Origin of the sequence: Bacillus sp. FJAT-22090 (genome assembly GCF_007676755.1) — a bacterium.
Lineage (GTDB): Bacteria > Bacillota > Bacilli > Bacillales_A > Planococcaceae > Psychrobacillus.
The window spans coordinates 42062-59314 of the sequence record NZ_VEBK01000003.1 but is presented as its reverse complement, the minus strand read 5'-3'; the positions used below and the strand labels follow the sequence as shown (position 1 = coordinate 59314).

At 36.0% G+C, this 17253-nt stretch carries 16 protein-coding genes; 9 read left to right on the top strand and 7 right to left on the bottom strand.

The window, feature by feature from the left end:
• Positions 1–135: 135 nt before the first annotated feature.
• Positions 136–2190, top strand: coding sequence for a DUF4179 domain-containing protein (locus FS486_RS05225; RefSeq protein WP_144510272.1), 2055 nt, complete (start codon positions 136–138; stop codon positions 2188–2190).
• A gap of 53 nt (positions 2191–2243) precedes the next feature.
• Here the strand turns inward: FS486_RS05225 and FS486_RS05220 are convergent, their stop codons facing one another.
• Entirely contained in the window at positions 2244–4385 is a 2142-nt protein-coding gene (locus tag FS486_RS05220) for a type IA DNA topoisomerase (protein WP_144510271.1), read from the bottom strand.
• Positions 4386–4595: 210 nt separating this feature from the next.
• On the opposite strand from FS486_RS05220, the gene FS486_RS20570 reads away from it, so the two are divergent.
• From FS486_RS20570 to FS486_RS20565, 3 genes are all read left to right on the top strand, one after another.
• The gene (locus tag FS486_RS20570; protein ID WP_313956974.1) at positions 4596–5021 is read left to right on the top strand and encodes a hypothetical protein; all 426 of its coding nucleotides are present in this window, start codon (positions 4596–4598) and stop codon (positions 5019–5021) included.
• Positions 5022–5111: 90 nt separating this feature from the next.
• Positions 5112–7160 (top strand): response regulator, encoded by a 2049-nt coding sequence (locus FS486_RS05215; RefSeq protein ID WP_313956973.1) that lies wholly within the window; start codon positions 5112–5114, stop codon positions 7158–7160.
• Between the two features lie 21 nt (positions 7161–7181).
• On the top strand, positions 7182–7679 hold the full coding sequence (locus FS486_RS20565) for a sensor histidine kinase (protein ID WP_313956981.1): 498 nt from the start codon (positions 7182–7184) through the stop codon (positions 7677–7679).
• A 136-nt stretch (positions 7680–7815) separates the two neighbouring features.
• On the opposite strand, the gene yiaA is transcribed toward FS486_RS20565, so the two are convergent.
• Positions 7816–8286, bottom strand: a complete 471-nt coding sequence (yiaA, locus tag FS486_RS05210; protein WP_144510270.1) for an inner membrane protein YiaA — start codon at positions 8284–8286, stop codon at positions 7816–7818.
• A 204-nt stretch (positions 8287–8490) separates the two neighbouring features.
• Here yiaA and FS486_RS05205 point away from each other — a divergent pair, with 204 nt between their 5' ends.
• The gene (locus tag FS486_RS05205) at positions 8491–9009 is read left to right on the top strand and encodes a YusW family protein (RefSeq protein ID WP_144510269.1); all 519 of its coding nucleotides are present in this window, start codon (positions 8491–8493) and stop codon (positions 9007–9009) included.
• A 58-nt stretch (positions 9010–9067) separates the two neighbouring features.
• Here FS486_RS05205 and FS486_RS05200 read toward each other — a convergent pair whose 3' ends face one another.
• Positions 9068–9394 (bottom strand): YflT domain-containing protein, encoded by a 327-nt coding sequence (locus FS486_RS05200; RefSeq protein ID WP_144510268.1) that lies wholly within the window; start codon positions 9392–9394, stop codon positions 9068–9070.
• Positions 9395–9544: 150 nt separating this feature from the next.
• On the opposite strand from FS486_RS05200, the gene FS486_RS05195 reads away from it, so the two are divergent.
• Complete coding sequence (locus FS486_RS05195) at positions 9545–10042, top strand: flavin reductase family protein (protein ID WP_144510267.1); 498 nt, start codon at positions 9545–9547, stop codon at positions 10040–10042.
• Between the two features lie 382 nt (positions 10043–10424).
• Complete coding sequence (locus tag FS486_RS05190) at positions 10425–11300, top strand: GGDEF domain-containing protein (RefSeq protein ID WP_144510266.1); 876 nt, start codon at positions 10425–10427, stop codon at positions 11298–11300.
• A gap of 50 nt (positions 11301–11350) precedes the next feature.
• On the opposite strand, the gene FS486_RS05185 is transcribed toward FS486_RS05190, so the two are convergent.
• From FS486_RS05185 to FS486_RS05175, 3 genes are all read right to left on the bottom strand, one after another.
• Positions 11351–12466: a response regulator gene (locus tag FS486_RS05185; RefSeq protein WP_144510265.1), complete on the bottom strand. Its 1116-nt coding sequence runs from the start codon at positions 12464–12466 to the stop codon at positions 11351–11353.
• 150 nt (positions 12467–12616) lie between these two features.
• Positions 12617–13366, bottom strand: a complete 750-nt coding sequence (locus tag FS486_RS05180) for a metallophosphoesterase family protein (protein WP_260858025.1) — start codon at positions 13364–13366, stop codon at positions 12617–12619.
• A gap of 4 nt (positions 13367–13370) precedes the next feature.
• Positions 13371–14051: a TVP38/TMEM64 family protein gene (locus FS486_RS05175; protein ID WP_144510264.1), complete on the bottom strand. Its 681-nt coding sequence runs from the start codon at positions 14049–14051 to the stop codon at positions 13371–13373.
• A gap of 136 nt (positions 14052–14187) precedes the next feature.
• Between FS486_RS05175 and FS486_RS05170 the strand changes: the two genes are divergently transcribed.
• Positions 14188–14922, top strand: a complete 735-nt coding sequence (locus tag FS486_RS05170) for a class I SAM-dependent methyltransferase (protein ID WP_144510263.1) — start codon at positions 14188–14190, stop codon at positions 14920–14922.
• Positions 14923–15001: 79 nt separating this feature from the next.
• Complete coding sequence (locus FS486_RS05165) at positions 15002–16249, top strand: erythromycin esterase family protein (protein WP_144510262.1); 1248 nt, start codon at positions 15002–15004, stop codon at positions 16247–16249.
• Between the two features lie 27 nt (positions 16250–16276).
• Here FS486_RS05165 and FS486_RS05160 read toward each other — a convergent pair whose 3' ends face one another.
• Complete coding sequence (locus FS486_RS05160; protein WP_144510261.1) at positions 16277–17095, bottom strand: DUF2785 domain-containing protein; 819 nt, start codon at positions 17093–17095, stop codon at positions 16277–16279.
• Positions 17096–17253: the final 158 nt, after the last annotated feature.

The following is a 17253-nucleotide window of genomic DNA, read 5'->3' as shown; positions in this document are numbered from 1 at the left end:
TCATGGGCAGCCTGTAATTATAGGGCTATCGTTTGCACATTGCAGGACTTATTTATGATAGATAATGGGAAGGTATGCATACTGTTTATGTTTTAAGCGCGAATAATGAGCAGAGAAAAAGGGGTGAACACTTGGATGGTTCCAATAAAAATAGAACCCACCATAAAAATAAGAGAAATAGGTGTCGAATCCTTCGTTGATTGGTTAGAGGAGCACCAACAATCGTTCTATATACTTTGCCGGTGTTATATTAGTAATCCGCTACAAATAGAAGAGCTTTTTTACGAGACTATTTTAAAAGTTCAAAAGGAATTACCTAGATTAAAAAATAAATCTTTATTTAAAACATGGATTACATCCATATTCATACATAGCTGCCGAGAGTTTTCTCGTGACAAAATGTTGCAAGTTTCGGATGGAAGGGAACGACATCAAAGTATATTTAACGCACTTGATCAATTGCAACAGACTGAAAAAGAATCGCTAGTACTTACATATATACTAGTATTTTCTACGGAAGAAGCTGCATATCTTCTCCAAATTTCAGTGGCAAAAATGAAAGAGTTATTGTTTTCCGGGATGCAGTCACTTAGAAATGAACTATGGTCGGAATCAACCTTTCATGGCTGTTTGGAATATCAACAGGATTATCTCGATTATTTAGGACAAACAATCGATCGATCGAAAAAGATTGATTTAGAAGTACATATTTATCAATGTGAGGCATGTCAGGAGGAGCTGGCTACCTTTCAAGAGGTTATATCGACAAAGTTGAATCTTACTAAGGGAATAGAAGATTTCCATATGCCGTCCGATTTTATGATGAATGTTAAAGAAAAGGTGATAGAAAACGAGAGGCATAGACAGCTAAAAGAGAAGAAACGTAAAAGAGTAGGACTTATTATTGGAAGTGTACTAGTATTGTTAATCGGTATAGGTTTCTTTACAGGGACAGTTAGCTATCTTTACTATTCATGGACAGAAGAAGATCCGCAATTACGTCCTTTTCTACAACAGGGAATTGGTCAAAGGCTGAACTTAGAAGCAGAAAATAACGGAGTGAAAATTAAGATTAAGAGCGTAATTGCTGATGATATTCAGACGCTGGTTTTTTATGAAATTGAAGATACAGTTGAAGACAGCCAATATATGATGAATTATGATGATGGGATTATCGTGGAGAATGAATATGAAATCATGAGCCATACAGCGTTTACAAAGTATTATCCTCCTGATCTGGAATCAGAACTAAATAGTAAAGAAAAGAGCGTATATCATGGCATGGTGAGTCTATTACCACTTACAACAGAGAAGGGATCAATCAAACTCAAAATTATAAAACTTCATAAATTGATGCGTGACTCCTCTGAGCCACAAAGATTTTGGGATTACCGGAGTATAGAAAACAAAACAGGGGAATGGAACTTTGAGATACCTGTAAAAAAACAGCCATCCACCGAATATGTTTTGCATGATGAGATAAAAATAGAGGGTATTCCAATTCGATTTGAAAAACTAATAATCGCGCCAACAGTGTCAATTATTCACTATGGTATTAATAATGCACAGCCAGAGAAACAAATGGGATCTCTCAATTTCAACAACCTGGAAGTGAATAATACAAAATTAAAAGCTGATCTGTATGGCAGTTCTTATTGGGATTCACAGCAAGATAACGATTGGAGTAATTTTCAAGTGCACTTTGACCCTTTTTTTGGAGGGAAACCAAAAGAGGTTAACGTCCAACTTGAATCTGTTCATTTAACATTTGAAGACAAAAAAATCATTGAATTGGATGATACAAAAAATTTTCCTCAAACTTTTGATTATGCAGGGAGCACAATCTCTATAGACAAGTTAGAAGATGGTCAGTTTACCGATATTGTAATAAGTAATCATGAAGTTAAGAATCGAGCATATGATATGCTCCAATTCAATTTTCTAAAGGAGGATGGAAGGACGCCTAGTGCAATAGAGATGGATTCAGAAGGAGTGATCGTTGATAAAGCAGGGGTAGAATACAATATGAATCAAACCACTTTTTCGTATGAAAAAATCGAACAACCTCGTTATTTCTATACGGTTCAAAGCAATCGTTTTTACGAAATGGAGATTCCTAATGAGCTGGATATTTATGGATACTATACATTGAAATATATAGATGATGTTGTGAAGATTTCTTTGAAATAATAGACGTATAAAAAAGGATGTCCTTTCTATTTAGTAAGGACATCCTAGTAATATTATTCTCTTGCAAAATCTAGCTTTACTTTTCCTTCTACAAACGAAAGACTAGCATTAAACGATTGTCCATTTTCAGCGACAAAGCCTTTTATAATATTCGTCTTTCCTTTTGTGCATAGTAGTTTAATTTGACTCGGTGTAATTTTCTTCTTTAAATAGAAGCCGTTGAATGTTTGTGTACATCCATTTTTATAATTTGTACAACCATAAAAGTTTTTTCTAGCGACGATAAAACCCTGCTTGCACTTTGGACATGGTGCAATAGGCTCTTGGTTATACCTAGAATTCGCTTTTTTAGAAGGTGCAAGTTGTATATCAATCTTTTTATTTTTTATTTGATCGGGAACTTCTTGTAGCAGACTTTGTATGAATTTTGCAATGCTACCGAGAAAACGTTCCTGTGACCCTTCCCCATTGCCGATTTTTCGTAAATACGTCTCCCACTTTGCAGTCATGGACGGACTTGCGAGAAGATTTCCTTCAATTGCTTGGCAGAGAACACGTCCCTTATCTGTAATAGAAACGATGTTTTTGTTAACGTCGATATAGCCATGACGTTTAATCGTTTCGATAATTCCACTGCGGGTTGCTTCTGTTCCGAGACCTTCTACTTCTTTTAAAATTTCTGTTTCATCTTTATTTTCCACAAGTTTTCCACAAGTCTTCATCATGGCGATAAGCTGACCTTCTGTATAAGGCTTAGGAGGCATTGTTTTTCCTTCTTTAATTTCTATATTCCCTTCTACTACTTCTTTTTCATATAAAGGAGGGAGAGCTGGGTCCTCTTTTTCCGTATCTTTATTCGAACGAGTAAATAATGATTTCCAGCCTTTGTCCCGTTCCGTCTTACCGGTCGTGAAAAAGGGAAGACCACTCACTTCGGTCGTTACTTTCGTCTCTGTATATAAGTAATCGCCATGGAATATTGCAAGTGTCGTACGAATGACTTCCTCATATAAGTTTCTTTCTAAGCTAGATAAGCCTGCAAGTTTAGCTTGCGTTGGAAGCTTTTTCGTTGGAATAATTGCATGATGCTCCTGTACTTTGGAACTATCCACATATCGCTTTTTTGGTGAAAGTGAAACAACAGGGAAGGAGTGCCCAATAAGTTGTTGATAATCCGATACTTGCGCTGCGAGATAGGAAAACTCAGCCGGTGTAATATAACGTGAATCCGTTCTAGGATACGTTACAAGCTTTTTTTCGTAAAGCGATTGCATCGTCTTTAACACATTTGCAGGACTCGTCTTCCACAGGCGATTTGCAGTTGCTTGTAATGTGGATAAAGAATGGAGTTGCGGTGGTGGCATTCGTTTATCTTGTTTGTCCACAGATGTAATAACACCAGATGAATTTGGATGAATATTATGCTTGGAAAGTAAGGCTTGAATTATTTCTCTCTTTGGTTCCTTCACTTTCGCTTTTCCTTTATAGGTACCATGCTCAGCTGTAAATAACGCTTCAATTTCAAAGAATGGTTCCGAAACAAAGTTTTCTATCTCCATTTGTCTTTGATAGATCAAATAAATAGTTGGAGATTGAACGCGTCCAATCGGAAAAACTTCCCGAATGCCTTGCGATTGTAATAACAGCGAATACAGACGAGATCCATTCATCCCAACAAGCCAATCACTGATTTGACGAGCTTTCGCTTCTTCATATAAAAGTAAATCTTTTCGATTGTCCTGTAGATTAGCAAAACCTTTTCGAACTTCATCCACTTCAAGTGAATTAATCCATAAACGTTTAATTGTTTTGCCTTTCGCACCTGTTTGATAGTAAATGCTGTAGAAAATATTTGATCCTTCCCGGTCAACATCGCATGCATTGATGATGGTATCAGCAGCCCGTATCAGTTTTTTCACAACGGTAAATTGCTTGAATTTCCCTTTAGCTATTTGAAACTCATAGCGATCTGGTAGGATAGGCAAGCTATTTAATGACCATTTATCCCATTTGGAGTCATAAGCTTTTGGCTCTTTCAACTCCACTAGGTGGCCAACTCCCCAAGTGATGAAAGCTCCTTCTGGAAAGATTGGGCATGGATTGATTTCTAAATAGCCTTCGTGGCGTTTGACAGAAAAAGCGTCTGCATATGCTTTTGCCTGACTAGGTTTTTCTGCTAGGATGACAGGTTTCATGAAGACACCTCAACTTTTATATAATAGTACGTCCGTTCTCTATGTTTGATTATCTCATATTTTGGGGTAACTTACTATTCTTTGGGCAGTGATAATAGGTTCCTTGTTCCTCTATTTACATAATATGATGTTTTGGTGTATTATCCGAATAGTCCTATACATAAGCAAATATCATAAGAAGGGGAACGGAAGATTTCCGTGGATACATAAATGAAAAAAAGACATGTTTTCATAATGATGATTGGCTTACTAATTTTTTTAACTGGCTCTCGTATTTTATGGATGAATGCGTTTAGCGATTTCTCAGATACGCAAATAAAAAATGGCCAACTGGATTTACGTGACTGGCATGCACAAGAAGGAGAAATAATTCTCCTTGACGGGGAATGGGAATTCTATCCGTCACAGTTGTTAATGGACACGGAGCAGCTGAAGAATGAAAACAACGAACCGATGAAACTAGTTCAAGTTCCGGGTCGGTGGAATGAGGATTTTCAAGCGGGAAAATCAACACCATATGGATATGGTTCCTATCGTTTGCGCCTATATGTGAATAAACATGAGATGCTCAATTATAGTCTATATGTACCTAGTGTACGCAGCTCTTCAGAAGTCTTCGTCAATGGACGACGCTAGACTGGATCAGGGCAAATTGGAAAAACGAAAGATGAATACATAGCTAAAAATCTACCCTATTCATCGACTTTCACTGCAGATGAGAATGGTGTGATCGATATTGTCATTCAAGCTGCGAATTTCAAAGATGTTCGTCGGAGCGGTATTATCCGGTCTGTTAAATTCGGTTCAGAAGCAGCAATGTCCAAAGAAAGAAGCTTGTCGTTATCTTTACAGGTATTGGCTTCAGTCATATTCCTTCTGCACTCCGTCTATGCCCTAGTGCTTTTTTTCTTAGGAAATCGGGAGAAAAAGTTACTCTATTTTTCTTTGCTTTTATTTTGTATAACGTTAATGAACTTAATAAGCAATGATGAAAAAATATTCCATTTACTAATTGACGTTGGATATGAGTGGGAATTTCGTTTGGCAAATGTACTTATTCCTATTGCGAGCTTTGCGTTGATACGGTGCATGGATCATCGCAGTTTTCCATACTGGCGATTGATCAATCCAGTGTATTCGGTTATTACTATTGGAACAGCCATTGTTACGCTGTTTATATCTACTGATCAAATTATAATGTTTTTTCCTGGTTATTATTTATTGGCGGGCTTTTCAATTGCTGTCACGCTTATTACAATTTCAAAAAAGATATATGGAGATTTCACAGGGAATGTATTATTGTTCCTTTCCTTACTAATAGCCACCAACCACACTGTCTGGACGATATATTGGAGAGAAACAGGCGTAAGTGTCGTTCATTATCCATTAGAGCTAATTTTGTCAATCGTTTGTTTTGCATCGACATGGTTTAAGGATTATTTTACAATGCATGCTGAAACAGCGAAGCTTGCATTTCAATTGCAAAAAGTAAATAAGCATAAGGATCAATTTTTGACAAATACCTCCCATGAGTTTAAAAATCCTTTGCATGGAATCATTAATATGTCTCAATCTGTATTATTAAGAGAAAAGGATCTATTAAAGAATAAAAGTATCCATGAGCTTGAAACGATTTTAACCGTCGGTCGGAGAATGTCATTATTGTTAAATGATTTACTTGATGTTGCAAGTCTTAAGGAAGGTCATCCGCGCCTCCATTTAAAATCGGTGGAGATTCAGCCCATTGTAAATGGAGTAATAGATATGTTGCAATTTCTCGTTGAAATCAAGCCGATTAAAATTATCAATGAAATATCAGAAGATTTTCCGCAAGTCATAGCGGACGAAAACCGAATCATTCAAATCATCTACAACTTACTTCATAATGCAATTAAATACACGGATGAAGGTGAAATTTGCATTCAATCTAAAGTGAAGGGTGAAAGAGCTCTTATTATGATATCTGACACCGGAATCGGAATGGATAAGGAATTTCTTCAGCATTTGTTCGAACCTTATGAGCAAGCAGCCGATATAGCAATGATCGAAGGAGGGATCGGACTAGGTTTAAATATAAGTAAACAATTGGTTGAGCTTCATGGTGGGCAGTTGGAAGTGTCTTCAGTGCTCGGAAAAGGATCGACATTCACGTTTTCTCTAGAGTTGGCCACTTTGGATCAACTCGATAAAATAGAGGGTGCCTCATCAACGGAAGCTAAGCATGCTGTATCATATGAAATGTCAGCTAATTATTTAAGAAAGAACTCTTTAGAATTGACGGATATGGAAATCTCAGCCACAACAGATCAAATGGAGTTAGCGAAGGGCAGATTAAAACGGTTGCCTATATTGATTGTGGACGATGATCCTATCAATCTACAAGTGCTTCAATCGATTTTGTCGATTGACCAATATGACGTCACGACTGCAACAAGTGGCAAAGAAGCTCTCGACCAATTAAGCAAAAAGGAATGGAATTTGGTCATTTCGGATGTCATGATGCCGCGAATGTCTGGGTATGAGTTGACTAAGATAATTCGTAAACGGTATTCGCTTACTGAACTTCCAATCTTACTACTTACTGCAAGGAGTGACTTAAAAGATATACAAGCTGGCTTTTTGGCAGGTGCCAACGACTACGTAACGAAGCCTGTTGAGATGTTGGAATTACGATCCAGAGTTAGGGCGCTTACAATGATAAAAGAAGTTGTACGTGAACAATTGCAACTAGAGGCCGCATGGTTACAATCTCAAATCCAGCCTCATTTTTTATAAAGTGAAATTGACTTGAATAGGATGAATGGATTGCTCATGGAGCTAAGCGAATTTTTAAGAAGTAAATTCCAATTCCAATATGTCAATGAATTGATACCTTTGCATGAAGAATTAAACATTGTAAGATCCTATCTAAATATCGAACAAGTACGTTTCGGAGATCGATTGAAAGTCATTTGGGAGATCAATGGGTGTAAGGACCTTAAGATTCCCTTCCTATCAATCCAACCTTTAATTGAAAATGCAGTCAGACATGGAGTTATGAAACGCATCAGTGGAGGAACAATCATAATTAGGGGATCCATCCATGAAGACTATGTTGAAATTTCTATCGAAGATGACGGCATTGGAATGGATGAGGATAAACTACAAGGTTTATTAGAAAGAAAGGAAGGTAGTCGGACAAGTATAGGATTAATCAATACAAACCAACGTCTAATTAGACAGTTTGGCACAGGGCTTCAAATTAAAAGCTCACCAGATCAGGGGACAGTAGTATCCTTTCAAGTAAAAAGATAGTGTTCGAATTTTCTTCAAGAACCATCTCTTAGCCGCGACGGCGTAGGATGGTTCTTTTCATTTTGGATATAATGACCCCGTCTACAAAAAGAGCGGGGTCAAAATACATTTTTATCGGTAATAAAACGCTAGTAACTCAATCTACTTCTCTTGCTTTCTGTGTATCTCTCACATTTTTCTGAACGGTTATTGCGGCAAATATACTAAGAACAAAAGCCATAGCATAAAACCCTTTTTCGCTTAAAATAATACTTCCTGCATTGTATAAACCGATGGCCATTAATAAAATTGATATAATAAGTGCAAACCAGCTAATACCATAATAAATATTAGTTACTGGTATTCCTTCCTCTTTATCTCTTACTGCTTTTTGTAGAGATACAGAAGAATAGAGTCCGAATATTAGAATTGCAAAGTAATATCCTTTTTCATTCAGTTCCATGGCTGCATTGAACAAACCTATAAGATAAGCAGATATTCCTATTATTAGCGCAGCCAATGAAGCTCCTTTAAAAGCTGTTGTGGGTTCCCCATCTTTTCTTTCGATTTTCATTTTTGGACCATTTTGTTTTTCCCTATCAAATAAACCTTCATTATCATTAGTCATTGAATGTTCCCCTCCTCTTTAGACAATCATATCCAAATGACTATAAATCGGCAACGTTTTTAAATGGTTCATGAATAGCTGTACTTTATATTATTATTCTGCATCGGACATAAAAATACTTTTCGTGAGAACACTAAGGAAAACAAAAGTAGTTGTGTAAAAGGATGAAAAAAGGGAAAGGTAGTATAGAAGGAGGTCTGTCCAATGAAGAAAAAAAATTCGTTTATCTTTGTTGTAGCATGTTCTATTTTTTTAACGGCATGTGGAAACAGTACAAAAGATGAGAAACCGGTCACTGAAGAAAATGGTACTAGTGCATTAGATGAGACAAATACAACAGCAGAACAAGCTGAAAATGTCACTACTCCAACAAATGGAGCCGCTCAGGATGATATGTCGGAAAAAATGGATGAACTAAATTATGCTAGTTTTGATTTGGATATAGAGTATCCAAATAACAAAGGGTATGAAGCAGAAATTGAAAGAAATAGTAATAATGCGATTGAGGCAAAAATAGAAGATTCATTAAACAATATAGAGAAAAAGGGTTCGGAAGCATTCAACGAACTTTATCCATTGTTGGAGAAACTAGATATTACGCAACAAACGACAAAAGACGAAGCAGTTGAAGAGATAATTGCAACATTTAATTTACCAAAGGACTTTCAACAGTTTGAGCTGGAATTTACATTAAAAGATGGAACGAAAGTAGAGTTTAAGTAAAACAAAGAAATCCTATCTCTCCATATGAGAGATAGGATTTCTTTGTTTTAATACCAATTTATTGTGGTTTATGCGCAATAATAACTAATTTACCTTTATCAAGTTCCGCTTCTGCTGAAGCAGCTTCTTCTTTCGATAGCCCAGTTGCCTCCATCTTGCTGCGAAGTTCATCTCCGCGAGAAGTAAATATATTTTTCATTGTTTCCAGTAATCCTTGTTCTTTCAATCCAACATCCGAAGTATCTAAAGCATCGTTAATGTCATCTGCTCTTTCTTTGAAATGTGCAAAAATGTGAATATGATCTTTTGAGTAACCCTGTGCCTCTAATTTTTCGATTTCTTGTTTCGCTTGTACTGCATTTTCTACTGTTAATTTGACTGTCATTATAATTCCTCCGTTATTTGTTTTATTTGTCATACTTAACATTACCCCGCTTGATGCATATTTAAACAAAGTTTCTTGTAGAATCAAAAAGTGTGAAAGAATATACTGACTTTGATATGCTTAAAATAAAAAAGAATGGAAGTTGCATATATGGATAATAAAACAGAACAAATTGCATACTTTAAAGCGGCAATGGGAAACTATCCAACAGGTGTAACCGTTGTCACAGCATTCAATGATGAGGGGAAACCCATGGGTATGACAGTAAATTCCTTTGCGTCGGTTTCATTGGATCCATTACTTATCTTATGGTCAATTGATAAAAGCGCTTATTCTTATGAAGATTTTTTGAAAGTGGATAAATTTACTGTGAATATTCTGGCGGCAGATCAAGCTCATTTATGCACTTTATTCTCAAGTAAAGTTGAAGACCGTTTTAGCAACTGTGATTGGCAGAAATCAGAATTGAACTTGCCAATACTCTCCGATACGTTAGCCACTTTACAATGCAAAGTGTATAGTCAAATTGACGCCGGCGATCACACGACAATTATTGGAGAATTGCTAGATATCCAAAATAATAGCAAGGAACCACTTCTCTACCATCGTCGAACAATTGGTGGTATACCACAAGATTTTTATAATTAATCATTTCCAAAAAGGATGTCCATGAGGACATCCTTTTTGCGTTTTAGGCAGAAGTGTTGCTACCTTTTCAAAAAAACAGACTATCTCCAAGGGATTATGATCCTTTATAAGGTAGAAAATGGCTGAACGAGACCAATTGGTTCATGAGCGCAACTAGTTAGCCAGGCAACACAACCAAATCAAGCAACAAAGCAACCAAGACGAACACGAGAGCAACCAATTCTCCAGGAAACGAACAAACTCCGTGTAAGCTGATCGCACTAAGGAATTATTATCCTTAATAAGGTAGAAAATGATTACTTTAAGAGAAATGTAAGTGCAATTTATTATCATTAGAATTAAACCATATAAAACATAGATATTACGAAAGAGGGATAGTCACTTGGATATACAGTCTTATAAATTTGATGAACTCATCGAGAATATCACAGAATCTGAATTGCTTCATTATTCATCCTCGATATTAGACAGGTTTGTTGTTTTTCTCACAAATAATAAAGGGAATATAGTGAAGGCGAACGATAAATTTTTTACTACACTTAATTATAAAAAAGAGGAAATAGAGGAGGTAGGGATAGATAAAGTTATTAGTGAAGATGCGAATGCTAACATTGTGCATCATTTGGAAAAGAAAGATTATTGGACAGGGAGTTTAAGACTAGTAGACAAATTCTATCGACATGTAGATACTATAGCTCATATTTTAAATGATAGAAATGGGTACACTATTTATCTTGCTGCTCCTATGGAAGTCACACAAGAACAAGATATATGGAAAAGGCTGGCATACACGGATGAACTTACTGGGCTTCCGAACTATCGGAAATTTAAAGAATGTCTTTCATATGAAATGGATAAGAGCCGGGAATTCGAAAAACAATTTGCACTTCTGTTTATTGATTTAGATGATTTTAAGAAAATAAACGACCAATATGGTCACTTAATAGGTGATAAATTTCTCGTAGAGTGTGCAAGCAGGTTAGAAATAGCAACCCAAAAAAACTATTCGACTGTCTTTAGAAAAAGCGGAGATGAATTCCTTATAATAACGGAAACTGGAGAGGTAGATAAAATCTGTTCTGCTATACAGGAGCAAATGAGAATGGTTTTTAAAATAAGCAATAATAATATATATGGTCAAATGAGTGTGGGGCTAGCGAATTTCCCGGAGGACGGTTTTTATGAAGAGTCACTCATGCAATCTGCCGATCGAGCGATGTATAAGGAAAAGAGAAAAAACAAATCTATTAGAATCTAAAAAAACGCATGTTGGCAAGGTGGGTGCCCGAATGTGGGCACTCACCTTGCTTATGTCAGTAGGGAATTATATAACTGTACGAGCTTTTCGTCAGGTTCAATTTCTAACTCTTGGATTAATAGTTGTTTATATTCTTGATATAGTTTAATAGCTTCCAAACGATATCCTTGTTGAATCAGTACTTCCATAGCTTGCTTTACCTTTTTATCTGAATACCTGCTTAACTTGAGGTATGCTCGTAAATATAACAGTGTTTTTTTATGATCTCTATGTTGAAAATACATAATTAATTTATCTAAAAGATTAAGCATTTGTTCATGATAAAAATGAGTCTTTGTAAGAGCCCAATTATAACCATTCAATTCCATAAACGCGCCGGTATAAAGTTGAGAGATATTTTCAGCTTGTTGAATATTAGTACTATCTATAACTGTTAGACTTTTTATACCTTTATCAAATTCAATTGCATCACAGATGACAGGGTCTAACGTAAAATAATAGCTTTGATTGGCAAAAGTAATACAATTCGGGTAACCCAATTCTTTCAGCATTTTTCTCAAGTGAGATAGACAAGTGTGCAGATGGATTTTGGATTTTTGATAGTCATGTTCTGGCCATAACGTATCTATCAATATATCTCGATTAATATATGTATTCATATGCGTTAGTAAGAATCCAAAAAGTTCTTTTACCTTAAGCGTTTTAAAAGGTATGAGTTGATTATTATGAAATACTTGTAGCTCGTTAAAACATTTAATCGAGATCGGGGCAATCGAGTCGTTTGGCACTGAATTATTATTTGTTTCTATTTTTTCTGTTAAGCGATTAATCGTTTTCTGCAATCGTTTTGTAGTTACAGGTTTCAATAAATAATCAATTGAATTGATTTCAAATGCTTGAACAGCATATTCCATATGCGCAGTCACGAAAACAATATGGACAGATGGTTGGATAGAAAGGATTAGTTCTGCGAGATCCAATCCATTCATTTCGCCCATTTCAACATCTAAGAATGCAACATCAATCTTTTTAGTCGCTAAATCAGAGAGGACTTGGTCAGGATGTGTATATACTTTCGCAATGTTAATATTCGGAAAATCTTGTAGTTTGTATTCCAATAAAGAGATGGAAAGTATCTCATCATCGACTAGTATCGTTTGAATCATTTAAGTCCTCCTTTTCGCAACGTCATTAACATAAATATTACCATTAGTATACGTAAACTAATAGAACATTCCAATCCAAAGAGAAAAATAGTCATCATAAAACCCTCGAACAGTTGCGTTCGAGGGCAGCGTTATTTACAATTTTTTAGTTCATCGAACGTTGTTATCCACATAAAAAAGTTTAAACATGATCTCTCTTTGAGGAACTTGCAGTGTTTCGAAGCTTTGTAGGAAAGCTTTTTTATCGTATGAGGCGTGATGTATTTGAATTATAGGCTTCAGCACAGTAAAGTCAATAATTGCATACGGTGCAGTATTTCCTTTAGATACACCTAATGCACCTGGGTTCAAATATACTTGATGGTCATTTTGAAAAAAGTGCTCTGGGTGATGATGCCCAAAACAGATAATTTCTGTAGGATAATCAGCAAACATCTTCTCCATATTTTCCAAAGTAGCGTCTACAATAGTATGAAAAGGCTCATCTATAATATGGGCAATGCGTTTATCTGATTCAATATGATAGTGAATTCCAACAATACGCGTACCATTTATTACTTTTTCTATCATTCGGGGCAACTTTTTAAGTCTATCGATGTTTTCTGCTGATAGTTGTTTTGCGACCCATTCATGATGTTCACGTGTGTGTTTATACGTTTCAGGATGTCCTTCGCCTGCAATAAGTGACAAAATAGCTTCATCGTGATTGCCTGTAATCAGTTGAATATTCGGACGTGCAAATAGTATATCCAGTACTTCGTTTGTATCCGGCCCCATCGCTATCATATCCCCAAGGCACCAAATTTCTTCTATATCTCCGCGTGTATCTATTTCATTCAAAACAGCTGTAAGTGCTAACTTGTTGCCATGTATATCTGTTAGTATAGCTATTTTCATCATGCATTCACTCCGTTTTTTCATCAGCAGATTTTCTTTTGTTTCTTGCGACCTTAACTAAGTAATATAAAAGAATCGCAGCTGCAATAATAATCCAAATAATATATTCATCCCAGTTGGCGGACAATATTCCCGCTGGTATTAATGCAAGGATGAAGAAATAAATAAAGTTACCGATTGAAGTTGCAAGTAGATAAGGAAGTAATCGGATAGTGCTTAGACCAGCAAGAATATTGATTAAACTTGTTGGGACAAAGGGAAAAATTCTCGCTTGGAATACATAGGCAAATCCGTTTGCATCTATCTTTTGAATAAGGTTTTTGTTGAATTTCTCCACAATAATCTCCTGGAAAACGTAGCGAGCCCCATAATAGACGATTAAAGAAGCTACAACCCCTGTTAACCAGCTCCATATAAAGCCATTTATGAACCCAAAAAGCGTCATATTAATCGTTATGACAAGGATTAATGGGAAAACAGTAAAAGAGTTTTGAATAAGCATAACTAAAAACATGAAAAATAAAGCATACCCCATATTTTTATTTAAAAATTTACGAATTGCCTCTACGTCTCCATCCCAAAGTAACATGATCAAGTCTCTATTTAATATAAAAAATAGGACGAAAAGTAACAATCCACACCATAATAACCATTGTCTTTTTGTAAGTTTAGTTAAAATCGTTTTCATAAGTCACCGTGCTTTCTATACAATGTACGGTTCAACGAGAATTATTATTCAATAGTACCATGATTTTGTAAAATCTAAAGCAAATTGCTAAGCTTAAAAGAAAAGAGCCAATTTGGTGGAGAATAGAGGAAATGGAATGGAATTTAAAGGGGCAAGTGCGTATGATCAATCGGAGTTTTTCTTAAATTATATGAAAAGAAGAGAGAGACCAGACAGTCCAAATAATGCAATAGAAGGTCCACTTATGTACGAAATGATAGGTGATTACCAAGAAAAGACCGTTTTAGATTTAGGCTGTGGGGATGCATCGTTCGGAAAAGAACTACTGGATGATGGGGCGTCACTTTATATCGGAATCGAAGGTTCAAAGCAAATGGCAGCTGCAGCTAAGGTAAACCTTTCAAATAAAAACGGGATAATTCATATAGGAACAATGGAGTCATTTACCTTTCCGACTAATGAAATTGATATCGTTACATCTCGATTTGCTCTTCATTATGTAGAGGATATTCAAAAACTATTTCATCAGGTATACGATACATTAAAAGAAAAAGGAAAGTTTGTATTTAGTGTGCAACATCCACTTACAACCTCGTCTTTTGAGAGTAAGCAATCTGGCGATAGAAGAGAAAGCTGGATAGTGGATGACTATTTTTTGGATGGTGAACGAAAAGAACCATGGATAGATGAGGTAGTCATCAAATACCATCGGACAATAGAACAATATTTTACTGCATTAAAAAAAGCGGGATTTTCTGTACTGGATTTACGAGAAGGGACTCCGCATAGGGAACATTTTAGCAACGAGGGTGAATATGAAAGAAGGCGCAGGATTCCTGTTGTCTTGGCATTTTCTTGTTTGAAAGCTTGAGCAAAAAGGAATCGAAATAGTGTGAAATGAATGAAAGATCAAAGCCTGCCCCAAACTAAATGGAAAAGGAGTGTTCTTAATGATTCCACTAGAAGAAGCGATTAAAAAGTATGCACTGGCTTATGAAACAAAAGAAGATTTAACGCCGATTCTTGAAGCGATTGGAGATGCAAAAATCGTTCTATTAGGAGAAGCGAGCCATGGCACTTCCGAGTTTTACACCGTGCGAGCGGAGTTGTCGAAACGGTTGATTGAAGAGAAAGGATTCACTCTTATTGCAGTTGAAGGAGATTGGCCATCAACTCAGCACATAAACAGATTTATAAAAAGTTACAAAGATGGGCCAGAGGGCGTTAAACAAGCCCTTAAAGCCTTTAAACGTTGGCCGACTTGGATGTGGGCAAATGAGGAAATTGCCGATTTTGTTACATGGTTAAAAATGAATAATGAACAAAAGGAAGAAAAAGTAGGATTCTATGGAATCGATGTATATAGTCTTTGGGAATCATTAGACGAAGTAATCAACTATTTAAGCTGTACAAACCCTAAGGGAACTGATCTGGCGTTCGCCAAAAAAGCCTTTTCTTGTTTTGAGCCGTTTAATCGTCATCCTGAAACCTATGCGCTCTCTTCTATAAATATTTCAGAAGCATGTATAGACGAAGTATCCAAGCTCCTAGCTTCCATCCGGGCTCATGAAGATAAGTATAAAGATGCCGAAGAAACAGATTTAAATTTAAAAATAAATGCAATGGTCGCTAGGAATGCAGAAGAATACTATCGAGCAATGGTTCGCAGTGATGAGTTGTCATGGAATGTTCGAGACGAGCATATGGTCGAGGCAATCAATGAAATTATGGACTACCATGGGAAAGATGCAAAAATAATTATTTGGGAACATAATACACATATCGGAGATGCTTCGGCGACGGATATGGAAGCAGCAGGTATGGTAAATGTCGGACAGATTCTTCGTTTGCAAAATAGAAAAGAAAATGTATTTGCCGTTGGTTTTGGTACCCATAGCGGAACTGTTATAGCGGCAAATGAATGGGAACTACCATATAAACAAATAGATGTTCCACCCGCGAAAAAAGATTCTTGGGAGAATACACTGCATAACGCAGGAGCATTTAATAAGCTACTGATTTTTAATGAGGAAAATCGTGAACTATTCAATGACTGGATAGGTCACCGAGCAATAGGTGTAGTTTATGATCCGCAGTTTGAGGAATACGGCAATTATGTTCCTTCCAAAATAGGAAGTCGGTATGATGCTTTTATTTATATGGATCAAACAAAGGCACTTTCACCAATTCGACTATAGAAAGTTGCTCCCAGCGTGTGGGAGCGGCTAATATAGGAAATTTACTACAAGTCGTTTAATTGTTTCTTTTAAATCTTTTTGAATTGCATTCTTTTCCAATAAAAAGTAAGCAGATTTCAAGAAGTTTTTAAATGCAAGTTGGGCATAATATGGTTGTAATTCTCCATTGGCATTTGTTTGTTTCTCCGCAATTAATTGTTGAAGCTCTATTAACCAGTGAATGATTTCTGATTCTTGAAGCTGATGCTGTTTTGTTAAAGTTACAAATGCATAGGCCAAGCGTTCTTCCTCGTCATCCTGGTAGCCATTAGCTATAGTGAGGAATCTAGCTATATGCTGTAAAACTTTTAGTGCATCATCTTTTGTTGCTAAGGGATGTTTGATAAGTGAATCTAACAGGTCAGCACCATGCGCTGCAGCGTGAGCCCACCCTTTATTGGCTACATATCCCCTTAAATCTACTTCTTTCGTCATATATTCATGTGTAGTATCCATTACTTTTCTAACTATATTCGTATCAACTATTTGTTTACTTGCATCATATTCTAATATTTCCGCGTAGACTAAAGAAGTGAATGAACGTGTAAACACGGAGTCTGACATAGGATTCTCAATGTTCGTTAATAGTAATTTATTTTCTAGCAACTTATTTAAGATATACTCCAATTGATGTCCGTTTAAATGATCCTTAAATATAAATGTACAAAAAGTAGTATAAATTAGTGTATCTCTTAGAACAGGGTCTGTGGAACCGATATTTTCAATCATTTCGTCCAAGGTTACAGTGGAAACATGTTCTATATCCTCTGCGATAATACTTTTTAGTTTTTCTGTTAAGTTTGTCATCTTATCTCCTTAAGTTCCTCCTTTTTCTTAATACAAGAAAGTAATCTGCAACCATTACTATGAGAAGTCTAGCTATTGTTATATATAGCTAACTTAAGTAAAGTTGGAAGTCATATTAAAGTCAACTAGGAAATTAGAACGCATTTTAGATAGCCTTC

What these genes read in the sequence shown, in the direction of transcription:
- FS486_RS05225 (WP_144510272.1), top strand. Translation starts at nt 136, where the DNA reads ATGGTTCCAATAAAAATAGAACCCACCATAAAAATAAGAGAAATAGGT.
- FS486_RS05220 (WP_144510271.1), bottom strand. Translation starts at nt 4,385, where the DNA reads ATGAAACCTGTCATCCTAGCAGAAAAACCTAGTCAGGCAAAAGCATAT.
- FS486_RS20570 (WP_313956974.1), top strand. Translation starts at nt 4,596, where the DNA reads ATGAAAAAAAGACATGTTTTCATAATGATGATTGGCTTACTAATTTTT.
- FS486_RS20565 (WP_313956981.1), top strand. Translation starts at nt 7,182, where the DNA reads ATGAATGGATTGCTCATGGAGCTAAGCGAATTTTTAAGAAGTAAATTC.
- yiaA (WP_144510270.1), bottom strand. Translation starts at nt 8,286, where the DNA reads ATGACTAATGATAATGAAGGTTTATTTGATAGGGAAAAACAAAATGGT.
- FS486_RS05205 (WP_144510269.1), top strand. Translation starts at nt 8,491, where the DNA reads ATGAAGAAAAAAAATTCGTTTATCTTTGTTGTAGCATGTTCTATTTTT.
- FS486_RS05200 (WP_144510268.1), bottom strand. Translation starts at nt 9,394, where the DNA reads ATGACAGTCAAATTAACAGTAGAAAATGCAGTACAAGCGAAACAAGAA.
- FS486_RS05195 (WP_144510267.1), top strand. Translation starts at nt 9,545, where the DNA reads ATGGATAATAAAACAGAACAAATTGCATACTTTAAAGCGGCAATGGGA.
- FS486_RS05185 (WP_144510265.1), bottom strand. Translation starts at nt 12,466, where the DNA reads ATGATTCAAACGATACTAGTCGATGATGAGATACTTTCCATCTCTTTA.
- FS486_RS05180 (WP_260858025.1), bottom strand. Translation starts at nt 13,366, where the DNA reads ATGATGAAAATAGCTATACTAACAGATATACATGGCAACAAGTTAGCA.
- FS486_RS05175 (WP_144510264.1), bottom strand. Translation starts at nt 14,051, where the DNA reads ATGAAAACGATTTTAACTAAACTTACAAAAAGACAATGGTTATTATGG.
- FS486_RS05170 (WP_144510263.1), top strand. Translation starts at nt 14,188, where the DNA reads ATGGAATTTAAAGGGGCAAGTGCGTATGATCAATCGGAGTTTTTCTTA.
- FS486_RS05165 (WP_144510262.1), top strand. Translation starts at nt 15,002, where the DNA reads ATGATTCCACTAGAAGAAGCGATTAAAAAGTATGCACTGGCTTATGAA.
- FS486_RS05160 (WP_144510261.1), bottom strand. Translation starts at nt 17,095, where the DNA reads ATGACAAACTTAACAGAAAAACTAAAAAGTATTATCGCAGAGGATATA.